Source organism: Sabulibacter ruber, from assembly GCF_017355955.1.
Classification (GTDB): Bacteria; Bacteroidota; Bacteroidia; order Cytophagales; family Hymenobacteraceae; genus Nibribacter; species Nibribacter ruber_A.
In genome coordinates this window covers 231,472-243,757 of the sequence record NZ_JAFFID010000003.1, presented here as the reverse complement: position 1 = coordinate 243,757, position 12,286 = coordinate 231,472, and the positions used below count along the sequence as shown (strand labels likewise).

Annotated in this window: 9 protein-coding genes; 4 read left to right on the top strand and 5 right to left on the bottom strand. The window is 52.1% G+C overall.

The window, feature by feature from the left end; translation table 11 throughout:
- Positions 1-69: 69 nt before the first annotated feature.
- The 5 genes from JT719_RS16780 to JT719_RS16760 all read right to left on the bottom strand — a co-directional run bounded on the left by JT719_RS16780 (position 70) and on the right by JT719_RS16760 (position 4,207).
- On the bottom strand, positions 70-705 hold the full coding sequence (locus JT719_RS16780; RefSeq protein WP_207434588.1) for a YceI family protein: 636 nt from the start codon (positions 703-705) through the stop codon (positions 70-72).
- A gap of 221 nt (positions 706-926) precedes the next feature.
- Positions 927-1,289: a hypothetical protein gene (locus tag JT719_RS16775; RefSeq protein WP_207434586.1), complete on the bottom strand. Its 363-nt coding sequence runs from the start codon at positions 1,287-1,289 to the stop codon at positions 927-929.
- A 36-nt stretch (positions 1,290-1,325) separates the two neighbouring features.
- The gene (locus JT719_RS16770; protein WP_207434584.1) at positions 1,326-1,808 is read right to left on the bottom strand and encodes a cupin domain-containing protein; all 483 of its coding nucleotides are present in this window, start codon (positions 1,806-1,808) and stop codon (positions 1,326-1,328) included.
- A 183-nt stretch (positions 1,809-1,991) separates the two neighbouring features.
- Positions 1,992-2,876, bottom strand: coding sequence for an AraC family transcriptional regulator (locus tag JT719_RS16765; protein ID WP_207434582.1), 885 nt, complete (start codon positions 2,874-2,876; stop codon positions 1,992-1,994).
- A 248-nt stretch (positions 2,877-3,124) separates the two neighbouring features.
- Positions 3,125-4,207 carry a spore photoproduct lyase family protein gene (locus JT719_RS16760; protein ID WP_242693314.1) on the bottom strand — a complete coding sequence of 361 codons (1,083 nt, stop codon included), beginning with the start codon at positions 4,205-4,207 and terminating at the stop codon, positions 3,125-3,127.
- Between the two features lie 205 nt (positions 4,208-4,412).
- On the opposite strand from JT719_RS16760, the gene JT719_RS16755 reads away from it, so the two are divergent.
- From JT719_RS16755 to JT719_RS16740, 4 genes are all read left to right on the top strand, one after another.
- On the top strand, positions 4,413-5,444 hold the full coding sequence (locus JT719_RS16755; protein ID WP_207434580.1) for a spore photoproduct lyase family protein: 1,032 nt from the start codon (positions 4,413-4,415) through the stop codon (positions 5,442-5,444).
- Positions 5,445-5,780: 336 nt separating this feature from the next.
- Positions 5,781-6,842 carry an aldo/keto reductase gene (locus JT719_RS16750; RefSeq protein WP_207434578.1) on the top strand — a complete coding sequence of 354 codons (1,062 nt, stop codon included), beginning with the start codon at positions 5,781-5,783 and terminating at the stop codon, positions 6,840-6,842.
- Between the two features lie 352 nt (positions 6,843-7,194).
- Entirely contained in the window at positions 7,195-9,219 is a 2,025-nt protein-coding gene (locus JT719_RS16745; protein ID WP_207434577.1) for a sialate O-acetylesterase, read from the top strand.
- A gap of 407 nt (positions 9,220-9,626) precedes the next feature.
- Positions 9,627-12,083, top strand: coding sequence for a TonB-dependent receptor (locus JT719_RS16740; protein WP_207434575.1), 2,457 nt, complete (start codon positions 9,627-9,629; stop codon positions 12,081-12,083).
- Positions 12,084-12,286: the final 203 nt, after the last annotated feature.

The following is a 12,286-nucleotide window of genomic DNA, read 5'->3' as shown; positions in this document are numbered from 1 at the left end:
TATCCCGTGAAGCCACTCAGATACCAAATCTGAGTGGCTTCGCTGTTTTCAGGCGCATGAAGAAGGTTGTTAGAGTTTCCGACCGGTGAGGTTCAGTTCAAGGGCTACCTCGGGGTAAATGTGGTGCTCGCCCAAGGCAGGATCAGCGGCGTAGGTCATGCCCCATTTGGTCCGGTCTATTTTGAAGGTAGCTTTGGCCGAAAGGGTGGAAGCCTGGAACGTAACGTTTGCCGGAAAACTGATTTGGTGGGTTTTGTTCAGCATCTTGAAATCTCCTGTGATGAGGTAGTTTGCTCCGTCAACGCCCTCCGGTGTTTTCCCTTTGTAAGGTTTCACCTCAGTGATGGTAAAGCTGGCCTCCGGGTACAAAACCATGTTGAAAAAGTCAGGGCTTTTTAGGTGCTCCAGCAGAGCCGGTTGCAGGTTGGGGGGCAAGTCAAAGTTTTTGATAGAGGAGATAGGGATGGTAAACGTTCCTTTTCTGATCTGGCCGTTCACTACTTCCAGGTTCTGGCTGCTAACGGCAAAGGAACCATCATGCGTTACGCCCGGACCAGAGCCTATCCATTTCACCACCGAGGTTTCGGCATCAAGGGTGTAACTCGTTTTTGTTTCATTTACTTCCGCGTCATCGGTTTCGCAGCCTGCCAGCAGAAATCCGAAGTTGGCTAATAGCATTATCAGAAGGATGTTGATAGATTTCATAGAGGTAGTTTTAAGGGTTGTTTTAGAATTGATCATCGATTTTAAAAGGCACAAAGTGGCCGGGCTATTCAGATGTAAATAGCAATTGGTTAAAATAGAGTTGAGAAAGAATAAGCGTAGAGGTGCGGTGAGGGTGGGCACCCGCATTACCAGCAGAAGGTACAGCCAGCGCTAGCTGTTTTCTGCCTGTTTTTACAAAAAGAGACTTATTTCAGAAGTATTTATTCCAAATGGGCATACTGGTGCTTCCAATCTTCCAGGCAACCTAGTTCCTGGATCAGATCAGAAATGTCCTGGTTGGTGAGGACTTGTTTTCCCGGTTGCTGCTGGGTAGCCGCCAGGGATGCAATTACCTGTTCAAACAAGCCTTTTAGCACCTGTCTTGATTGGTGGAAAGAACCAAAATACGCCCTGATGACCTGCAAATAGCCCACCAGCAGTTCAGTAGCCTCGGGGTCCAGGAAAATGTTTTGCTTCCCCGAGACCAGCAAAGCGGCAGAATCCAGTGACACTCCATCCCTCATGGGAGTCTGCTTGTGCACTGCTACCGTTGGTGCTTTGAAGAGGATGGAGGTTTTAGGCATCTTTATGAAAATTAGGGGATAAACCGGACTGAGGCCTTAGAGGAACAACACCCCATATTTCTCTTCCAGTTGAGAAGTCATAAAGGCAATGTGTTCTGCCGGAGGTGGGCCTTGCGGCGGTGTCACCTGCACTTGCTCAGCGGCCGGAAAGCTGAACTGCAGAAAATACTCCAGAAACTGGCCGGGAGTAATAAAGGTAAGGAACCGAGCCGTGGGGGTATTGATTTCAAAATGGTGCTGCACCTGCCTCGGCGAGAAAACCGATTCTCCCACGCCAGCTTTTATCGCTTTTTCCCCCACGTGAAAAGTCATTTCTCCGTCCAGCACATAAAAGGTCTCGTCTTCCCGGGTGTGGATGTGCACCGGTGGTTCCACTCCTCTGGGTAGGGTCATGTCTACCAAAGCAAAGCTTCCCTGAGTTTCTTCAGGGGAGATCAACACCTTGAAAAATCCTCCCTGGTAATTGCGGTAAGCACTTTCCTGCGGGTTGGTGCTTGTTTGTGTTACTGTCTGCATCATTGTAATGGTTTAGTGATTAACAACGTTACAAAGATAGAAGCGGGAGGAGTGGTTAAATTGTACAAAACCGACCTGTTGTGTTAGTGGTTAAAGCTATGGTAGGTGTTTGATTGGATGAAAATGGGTTTGTCTTTCTCTGGTGAAGAGAAAGAGCCTATCTGAATTTTTGACCCAATGGAAGAGCTAAGAAGCCAGGCCAGACCTGTAAAAAGATGGGGCGGGCTGTTGCTTAACAAAGCACTGCCCATGCGTGACAAAAAGCTCCTGCGAGGTTTGGGAAAACAATTTAGAAGGACTTACGCCAGCTATTCCTTTGAAGTCCCTGGAGAAGTGCGACTGGTCAAAGTACCCGGCCTCATAAGAAACCTGCGTCAGCGAAGTAGACGGATTTGCCTCCAGGTTTGAGAACGCCGCATTGAGCCGGATAATCTTGCTCATTTCCTTCGGTGATAAACCCAGTTTAGCCCGGAACAATCTCTCCAGATGCCGGGTGCTGATACCCAGTTGCCCTTCCAGGCTTTTGATGGAAACGTTGCCTTGCTGGTTCTTCAGTTGGGCCAGGGTGAAATCCACGTAATCAATCATATCTGATGCGGGCAGCAACCGTTTCTCCAGAAAGGAATTGAGGTGCTGGATTCGGTCCTGGTCCGTTGCAGACTCATGCAGTTGCTCCAAAAGGGTAGCGGTTGCCCTGCCCCACACGGCTTCCAGATCTAGGCTGGGTACGTTGGTGAATTCCTCCATGTTCATGGGCAGAAACTGCTGCAGCCCGGTGGGCTTGAACTGAATCTTGATGAGCCGGGTGTGTCCGCTGAACCGCAGCCAGATAGGTTGGGTGAGTTGCCCTACCATGAACGCCTGGCGGGTTTTTAGCATCGTATCGGCCGGACCCGTCAGGTTATACTCATGCGAATCGCCGTACAGAAACAGCATGGAAACCTTGCCGTACGGAATCAACCGCCACACCGAAGCCACAGATGCGGTATCCTGCCAGTTGATATCTACCAGCATGTAGTTATCAATGTACCGGCTGAGCGATGGACTGGGTTTGAAAATCTCGGCTTTCATGTTGGATTAAGCTAAGGATTTATTTCTTTTAACCCAAAAGTAGGCGTACACAAGTTGGCAGGCTTGTACAAATACGACATACTTACCTTCGGCAGAACGGCGCGTAGTTGGTGTTACGCCAAGCACGAAAAAAGCCCGCCAGTATACTTGGCGGGCTTTTCTTAGGTGTAGTTCGCCTGTTTAAGGGCTACTTTTCAGAAATCTTGCTAGAAAATAGGCTCCGGCATTGAATGAGCACCAACCGGCTATTAGGTCCAGTACAGAACAGGAGCACTGGGGAAGCGTTTCTTCAATTCTGAGTAGAAGAAACTGCGGAGCATGCCCATGGTGGAGGCATCGTACACGTACTTCTTGCCGCCAAACTTATTGAACTTCATAGACCGGTTGGTCTCGTCAAAGTCAATGAGGGTGTTAGGGTACCACTCCTGCAACAGCGCTTTGGAACCCGGCGTGAACCGGTGGCTGATCAACTCAAACGTAATGTCACAGGGGAAATCCAGGGTTTGCTCCAGCCTGTCCAGCAAATGAGTGTACTGCTCTTCCCAATCTGGAATGGCCATGATAGGGGCAATCACCAGGCCAACTTTGTAGCCTCCTCCGCCCTCAGCTTTTGGCAAGGCCAGTTTCCGGATGGCGCCCAAACGGGCTTCCATAGAGGCCGTGCCGCCTTCCATTCTGCGGGAGATAAAGTCGGCGTTCAGGCTGATTCTGGGGTGCGTATGCCCGTTATGCGGCAAGGAAAGCAGCCCGTCTACCTGGTCAAACTTGGAAACCCATCGTAGGTGCATGTCTTCCTGCTCACCAAAAAAGCGGATGGTCTCGGCCAGGCTACCGGTGAGGTGCTCAATCCCCAACGGATCGGTATAACAGCTTGCCTCAAACGTAGTCACCTTTCCCGGTTGGCGGTAGTTGGTCAGGTTCTCCAGAATGGTAGGTAAGTTGGCGAAGGTCCTGATCACCGGCGGACCCTGCAGACTTCCGGCTAAATAGCAATACTGGCAGTGGGCAGGGCAGCCTTCGGCCAGGTGAAACTGCCAGTCGGCGGAGGGCGGAATAGGCTGTAGTTTGAGGGCGCTTGGCGGAGCCGTCACAATGGCCAGTGTGCTTTTGGCTTTGCGGTACGTTTCGCGTTCGTCTTCCCCGCGCAGGCCCGTAATCCGGTTTTGCTTCAGTTCCTGTACCGGCAGGCCCAATGAGATGACATGCTCGTATATCTGCCTTCCCCAGGGTTCGTCTAACGCAGCCGGGGTAATCAACACTTGCTTGGGCATCCAGAGCTTGGCGGGGCGAGGTGCTATGGTTGGGCTTACTTTCTCCTGAACGGTTTCCATTCTTCTACTTTCCTCAGATCTATAATTGGGTAAAGCCTCACAAAATGCCCTAAAAAGAGCTTTTCTGTTGCTAGTAAAAGAACATTCCTGTAGCCTCTATGATTCAATTTTAAGTTTTGGAAAAACATTTTAAAATACTGGAAATCAAGGAGTTGTATAATTATTTGCCTGAACTCGAAAGGTGGTTTAACTGTTAAGAAAGGGTATGCAGCACTTCAATCCTTCCACCATTCTTTACACGCCCGATGCCCTGAACGAACGCGGGAAAAGGGCTCTGCTCACTTACCCAGAGGCTATTCAGCAGGAGATTAAACAGCACAACCGTTTGCCCGAACTAGAGGGAAACCACTACCAGGTGAAATCCAATGTGCTGGTGCTGGGGCGCCTTAAAACGCTGGTGTGCCGCGAGAGCGGACGCAGTTCAGATTTCATTGCGCCTAGCCTGGCCAACGGGTGTATGGGCGCCTGCGCCTATTGTTACGTAGACCGCAACAAGGCCGTGAACCCCATCACGCTCTTCACCAACACCGAGGAAATCTTGCTGGCGGTAGACAAACACGTGCAGCAGCAAGCCTGGCCCAAAGTGCCCAACCAGACGCATGCCCAGTTCTACACCTATGACATTGGCTGTAACTCAGACGTATCCGTGGATGCCTCCATCTCAGACAGCGTAGAAACGGCGGTGCATTTTTTCAGGGAGCACCCCAAGGCATTTGCCACCTTCGCCACCAAGTTTGTGAACCCACAGATGCTCACCTATGACCCGCAGGGCAAAACCCGCATCCGGTTCAGTCTGTTGCCCCGCAAAGTCAGCAAGCTGGTAGACGTTCGCACCGACAGTCTGGAGAAACGGTTAGCCGCCATCAACGACTTCTACCAGGCCGGTTATGACGTGCACGTCAACTTCTCGCCGGTGATTGTCTACGAAGGCTGGCTGGACGATTACCGCGAACTGTTTGAGCAGCTCAACGAGGTGGTGCACCCTAACCTGAAAAAGCAGATGGATTGCGAGGTCATTTTCCTTACCCATAACCAGTGGCAGCACAACATCAACCTTTCCATCAACCCCAAAGCCGAAGACCTGATCTGGGCTCCGGAAATTCAGGAATCCAAGAAAAGCCAGTTTGGGGGCATCAACATCCGCTACCAGTATCAGTTAAAAGCCGGCTGGATCAATGACTTCCGGAAGTTGCAACAGGAGGTGATTCCGTGGTGTACCATCCGCTACATATTCTAAATCAACTTCAAAGTCTTTTCACTTCTGGTGAGAAGACAGCAGTACCTAAGAGGGATTAAGTGTTCTACAGAGCACTTAGTCCCTTTTCTGTTTTAGGGCTATTTTCTTAAAACCGGGTTTGCAACAGCAGACTGTATTCAATTCAACACCCGAGCAGAAAGAGGCAGGCAGCGCTTAGAGGATTTTAAACTTGTTTTCCTGTAAACACCTTGAAAACAGCGCGGGCAGATTCATTCAGGAGAGGAAGCAAGTGCTGTTTGGTGGCATTTTCTCCCGGGCATCTTAACTCCTGAAAATAAATCCCGTTTCTTTACCCAAAACATTACATCATCTCCCATGGAATACAGACAACTAGGCGCATCTGGACTGATGGTTCCGGTGCTGAGTTTTGGTACGGCTACCTTTGGCGGTGGCAACGAGTTTTTCAAGGCCTGGGGCAGTACGCAGGTAGACGAAGCCACCCGTTTAGTGGATCTTTGCCTGGAGGCAGGCGTGAACTTCTTTGACACCGCTGATACCTACTCCCAGGGGTTGGCCGAGGAGATCCTGGGCAAAGCCATCGCCGGTCGGCGCGATCAGGTGCTGATTTCCACCAAAGGCACTTTCCCGTTTGGCGAAGGACCCAATAACCAGGGCTCGTCGCGTTTCCGCTTAATCCAGCAGGTGGAAGGTAGCCTCAAGCGCATGAACACCGATTATATTGACATCTACCACATGCACGGGTTTGACGGCAACACGCCCGTGGAAGAGACCCTGCGTACCCTGGATGATCTGATCCAGGCCGGAAAGATCCGGTACATTGCGGCTTCCAATTTTTCGGGCTGGCACCTCATGAAATCGCTTTCGGTTTCGGAGCGATACGGCTGGAACCGCTACATCGCCCACCAGGTGTATTATTCCCTGGCTAACCGCGAGTACGAGTGGGAACTGATGCCGCTGGGTATTGACCAGAACGTGGGTGCCATTGTCTGGTCGCCGCTGGCCGCCGGAAGATTAGGAGGGAAGTACCGCCGCAACCAGCCTCTGCCCCCAGACAGTCGGGTGGCACAAGGCGGCAGCCCGGTACCCGAAGCCGTGGTGAACGAAGAAGTATTTTACCGCACCATTGATGTTTTGGACGAAGTAGCCGAGGAAACCGGCAAAACCGTGGCCCAGGTAGCCCTGAACTGGCTTCTGCAACGCCCCACCGTGGCCAACATCATCATAGGAGCCCGCAACGAAGAACAACTAAAGCAGAACCTGGGCGCCGTGGGCTGGAACCTCACCCTTGACCAGGTAAAACGCTTGGATGCCGCCAGCGAGATCCCCACTATTTACCCGTACTGGCACCAACGGCAAAACACCAGACTGAATCCGCTGCCCAAATTCTATGAGAGATTCGGTGATCAGGAGTTTTAATCAGAACTGAGTTTATAACGAAAAAGCCTTTCAGCAGCCCTGTTGAAAGGCTTTTTCTTTGGCTTAGTTCTGACCGGAAGAAAGAAGTGAAAGGGATATACTCAAGCGTATCTTTCTAAGAAGTTCTGAACCTCAGCCGAAAGAGAAACTCACACCTTCCATCCTGTCATAATCATCTTGCTGCCTGACAGGAGATGCAGAAGAAAGGCAAGCACTTCTCTGAGACCCAATGCCTTCAAGACTTTGCGAGTAAACTGGCAAGAAATTGAATAATATGTATCTTTCTGTTTCAGTGCTGTTTTACGGAAAAGAACGCAGAAACAATCCTGATGAAAGACTCAACCCATCCTCTATGAACAAACCCAAGACTTCCCCCTGGCTGAAAGGCAGTTTACTGGTACTGTCGGGCTTATTGTTTCAGCAACACCTGGCGCAGGCAAAAGTGACCTTGCCGGCGGTGTTCAGCAGCCACATGGTGCTCCAGCAGAAAGACAAAGTGCCATTTCACGGTACCGCTGCTGCGGGCAAAACCGTCACGGTGTCCCCGTCCTGGAACAAAAAGAAATACACCACCCAGGCCGACAAGAACGGGAACTGGCAGGTGACGGTGCCCACCCCGGCGGCAGGCAGGGGCTTTACCATCTCGTTCAATGATGGCGAAGAGCTCACCCTTACAAACGTGGCGGCTGGCGAAGTGTGGGTGGCTTCCGGGCAGTCCAACATGGAAATGTGGCCCACCGGTATGTTCGGGGACATCAGGAACGCACCCCAGGAAATCGCTGCCGCTAATTACCCAGACATCCGGTTGCTGCAGGTAGACAAGAATTCCAGCTTTTCGCCCTTGAAAGATGCCCAGGTAAGTACCGGCGGGTGGCAGGTGTGCACTCCGGAGGCCATGCAGAAGTTTTCGGCGGTGGCCTATTTTTTCGGGCGGGAGCTGCACAAGAACCTGAACGTGCCCATCGGGATCATCAACACCTCGTGGGGTGGCACCATAGCCGAAGCCTGGACCAGCGGCTCCTCCCTCAAATCCATGCCCGAGTTTGCAAGCAAGGTAGAGGACATAGAAAAAGTGGCCAGCACGGGCAAAACCCAAGAAACGATCTTGGCTGACTATCAGCAGGCTCAGCTTGACTTCAGGAAGTTGATTAACAGCAAAGATGCCGGCTATGCGCAGGGGCGGGCCGCCTGGGCTGCAACAGACCTGAATACCAGCTCCTGGAACCAGATCAAAGTGCCCGGGCTTTGGGAAAATCAGGGCCTGCCCGGGTTTGACGGCATCCTGTGGGTGAGGCGTACCGTTACGGTCCCTGCCTCCTGGGCCGGGAAAGAACTAACGATAAGCCTGGGACCGGTGGACGATGACGAAATCACGTTCTTCAACGGCGAACAGGTAGGCGCCACCGAGGGATGGGATAAACCGCGCCTGTACAAAGTGCCGGCCCACCTGGTGAAAGCCGGCGAAAACGTGGTTACCGTTCGCGTGAGTGACAAAGAAAACGGGGGTGGCATTTACGGCAATGCGCAGGAAATATACCTGGCAAATGCGGCCGGCGAGAAAGAGCCGCTTACGGGAGATTGGAAATACAAACCCGGGGTACGTTTAGCTGAGCTTCCGGCTGCTCCAACAAACCCGCTGGGGCCAAACCAACCAACGGTGCTGTACAACGCCATGGTGTATCCGTTTACCAGCGTACCGGTAAAAGGCGTGATCTGGTATCAGGGCGAAAGCAATGCCGGTAGGGCATACCAGTACCGTACGTTGTTTCCCACGCTTATCAATGACTGGCGCAAAAGCTGGAACCGCCCCGCACTGCCTTTCTACTTTGTGCAGCTGGCTAATTTCATGGCTCCTACCTCTGAACCCGTTGACTCAGACTGGGCCGAGCTGCGCGAAGCCCAGCTCATGACCTTGAAGCTGCCCCACACCGGCATGGCCGTTGCCATTGACCTGGGCGAGGAGAAAGACATCCACCCCAAAAACAAGCAGGACGTAGGGTACCGGCTGGCCTTGGCCGCTTTGGCGCAGACATACGGCAAGAAAATCCCTTTTTCCGGGCCGCTGTACCAAAGTATGAAAACCGAAGGCAACAGCATCAGGCTTACCTTCCAGCATACCAATGGTGGCCTGCAGGCCAAAGACGGAAAACCGCTCACCGGCTTTGCCATTGCCGGAGCAGATAAGAAATACTACTGGGCCGATGCCAAGATAGTAGGCAATGAAGTAGTGGTGACCAGCCCCAAGGTGCCCAACCCGGTGGCCGTGCGGTACGGCTGGGCCAACAACCCCAGTGTGAACCTGTACAACGGAGCGGGTCTCCCGGCCTCGCCTTTCCGTACCGATACCTGGCCGGGGCTAACGGTAGCCGCCAAGTAGGCACAACTGTTTCGGGCCTGTTTTAGAGAAAACAGGCCCGAAACAATTTCGCTCATCCCTTCCTCTGTTTCTCTCAGGTTCAACTATGAACTATTTTAGAAAAAGATAGATAAATTCTTATCTTATCTGTTTTAAATTCTATTTTGTTTGAGTAGGTTTGTTATGTAACCTTCTGGCAGACAACAGATTTCCTGTTTCTGCATTCCCGCCTCCTTTCTGCTCTTATGAACGAGCAGACTTCTCCATTGGCCTTCGTTGGTTCCTTTTACAGGCATTCCCAGGGCATGAACTGGAATCAAAAAACTGCTTCAAAATTTGGTTAACGCGTCTCTCTGAGGGTTACTGCCCCAAGTAACCTGTTCCTGGTTTTAATGCATCTGCTTCCCGGAATTTCCACTGGCTGATCTATGAAACCTTTTTTTCTTTTCCGTTGCCTTTGTGTTGTTGCCGGTCTGCTGTGTAGCTCCCGCGCCTTTGGGCAGTTCTCGGTTTCAGGGAGGGTGGAGGAAGCGGCCGGTGAACCAACGCCTTTCGCCAATGTGCTGCTGTTAAACGCCACTGATTCGGCTTTGGTGAAAGGGGTACTGGCCGGGGACAACGGCACGTACCTGATTGAGAACATCAAACCTGGCAAATACCTGTTGGCGGCCTCCATGGTGGGATCGGGGAAAACCTTCAGTCCGGCTTTTACGGTGCCCGAGGCGCCCAGTGGCAAGAAGGTAATCCATTTGGTTCTTCCCGGCGGAAGCACGCAGTTGAAGGAAGTGCAGGTAGTGGGCCAGAAACCCTTGTTTGAGCAGCAACTGGACCGTCTGGTGGTGAACGTGCAGGGAAGCATCGTGTCGGCGGGGTCCACGGCCCTAGATGTGCTGGAGCGTTCCCCGGGTATCACCCTCAACCGACAGAGCAATTCCATTAGTATCAGCGGGAAAGATGGCGTGATTGTGATGATCAACGGAAAACAAAGCCGTGTGCCTATTTCCTCTATCTTTCAGATGCTGAGCGGCATGAACGCCGGTAACATAGAGAAGGTTGAGATCATCACCACTCCCTCGGCCCAGTACGATGCCGAAGGAAACGCCGGAATCATCAACCTGGTGTTGAAAAAGAATGAAAACTATGGCACCAATGGCGCTTATTCCCTCACCATGGGATACGGCTGGTACGAAAAACCAGCCGGTACCTTCAACCTGAACCATAGAACCGAAAAGCTGAATCTCTACTCTGATTATTCCTTCAGCCGGGATCATGAATACAACGGCATAGAAACTTTCCGGCAAACCACACATCAGGGGCAGGTGACGCAAACCAGCAGTTTCAACAGCAGGCAACCGGTGACCACCAACCACACCGGGCGGGTGGGGTTTGACTACACCCTTACGCCCAAAACCACTCTCAGCGGGTTGGTGTCTGGGTTCAGTGACCGATGGGATACCGGACCGAAAGACGAAGTAGGGACTTCGGAAACCCGAATCAACGGGAACCTGGAGTCGGTGGTCCGGACGCAGCACCGGGAGGTGAACCATTGGCGCCACCTGATGGGCAACCTCAACCTGACCCACAAACTCCCCCAGAACCAGGAAATCACTATTGACACCGATTACCTCTATTACCATGACCGAAATCCGCACCATTACACCTTCAATTATGAATGGTATGAATCTGCGGAGCGGATGGAGGAGCAACTGGGAATGGAGAAAACCACCCCCATCAAGTTGTGGGTAAGTAAACTGGATTACCGCAATTCCCTGGCTGAAAATACCTCCCTGGAGGCCGGGGTGAAGGTGACCCTCTCCAAGTTGCGGAACAAAGTGGAGGTGCAGAATTACCGGGATGGCGTGTGGGAGCCCAACCCTGAATTCAGCCAGCATATTCGTATGTTAGAAGATATTGGCGCTGCTTACCTCAATGTCAGGCACCAGCTCCCGTATAAAATCAAGCTGCAGACCGGGCTGCGGTATGAGTACACCCACACAGATTTGGCCACCATTGAGCGCCAGCGCATTGTAGACAGACGCTACGGAAATTTTTTCCCCAGTATTTTCGTGTCGCGGGATCTGACCAAGAAAAGCAGTGTGCAGGTCTCCTATAGCCGCCGGATCACCCGGCCCACCTACAACAACCTGGCGCCCTTCGTCTTTTTCATTGATCCCAATTCGTTTCTGTCAGGGAACACCAACCTGCGGCCCACCATCACCAATGCCTACCAGGGCACCTACCGCTTCCTGGACAGCTACCTGCTTTCTGTGGGCTACAGCTATGATAAAACCCCCATTGTGGCCTGGCAACTGCACCTGGACCCCGAGACCAACAAACAATACGCCCGGGCAGAGAACCTCAAGTACGCGCACAACTTCTCCCTCAATTTCTCTTTCCCGTTGAGCCCCACCAACTGGTGGCAGATCCAGAGCAACCTGATGGGCATCTGGATCAGCAACACCGGGCTCTACGATGGCCAGGAAGTCACCATCAACGGCGGTTTCGCCAGCGTCAATATCTCGCAGAGTTTCAAGCTGCCTAAATCCTTTTCGGCGGAGCTCTCTGGCTTTTACCTTTCCCGCAGGCCCATGGGCATCGCCTACGGAAAACCCTTTGGGTCCCTCAACGCCGGTTTGCAGAAAGAACTGCCCAATGAAAAGGGAGTGCTGCGGTTAGCCATAGAAGATATATTCTGGACCCGGCGCTTCAGGCTGCTGTCCGATTTAAAGGATCTTAACCTATACTCAGATTTTGACGGAGTTTTCTCAGACCCACGCGTAGTGCGGCTCACGTACTCCAGAAATTTCGGGAACCGGAAAATGAAAGCCGCCACCAAACGGGAAACCAGCTCAGAAGAAGAACGGAAACGGGCCGGGGGGAATTAAACCGGAAGGAGCGTGAAGTCTGGCTCCAAAGTTTGAGTTTAGCTAACAGCCCTGAGCCGGATTACGCCGGGCAAATGCAAAGCAGATCTGTTTTAGCCCTGATTTCTGGAAAAAAGGGCCAAAACAGATCTGCTTTGTTATTGTAGCAGTTTGATACATAACCAGAGAAACGGGCAACAGCCGGTAAGAGACTTTTTGGCGTG